We start from the raw sequence: 501 nt of genomic DNA, 5'->3' as shown, positions 1-501 counted from the left end.
CGAAGCAGGCGAAGAAGGAGGCAGCCCCCGCCGCCGCGCCGACGCTGCCGGCCGGTCCGGCGATCTATCCGAACGCGGTCGATCCGAAATATGCCAAGGAGACCGCTGGCAAGGCCCGCCTGCACACCTGTGTCGACCAGTACAACGCCAACAAGACCACCAACGGCAACGGCGGCTTGAAGTGGATCCAGAAGGGCGGCGGCTATTACAGCGAATGCACCAAAAAGCTGAAGGGCGCCGCCTGAACTCCGATCTAACGCGACCATGCGATGGCCGGAGCTGAGCTCCGGCCATTTCTCGTAAGCCGATCCTCTAGTCGAGCAGCTTTTCGGCCGATTTCGCCACCAGCTGCGCCCGCTTGCGCGGGCCGCGCTCGACGAACAAGAGGCTCTGGCCGAAGATGAAGCAGTAGAACAGGAAGGCCTGCGCCTCGGCCTCCTCGGCCGCAAGCCCGGTCGCGCGATAGAGCTCGGCCACGTGCTTGAGCCGCGCGGCGTCCAC

At 65.3% G+C, this 501-nt stretch carries 2 pseudogenes; one reads left to right on the top strand and one right to left on the bottom strand.

Features of this window, described 5'->3' with window-relative positions:
• Positions 1-245 (top strand): annotated as a pseudogene (locus tag MOV75_RS41615) (hypothetical protein); the annotation flags it as partial.
• A gap of 67 nt (positions 246-312) precedes the next feature.
• Here the strand turns inward: MOV75_RS41615 and MOV75_RS41610 are convergent.
• Positions 313-501, bottom strand: a pseudogene (locus MOV75_RS41610) (TetR/AcrR family transcriptional regulator); the annotation flags it as partial.

The sequence above is a fragment of the Bradyrhizobium sp. PRIMUS42 genome (genome assembly GCF_023006515.1).
Lineage (GTDB): Bacteria > Pseudomonadota > Alphaproteobacteria > Rhizobiales > Xanthobacteraceae > Bradyrhizobium.
This window is presented reverse-complemented; position numbering and strand designations above follow the sequence as displayed.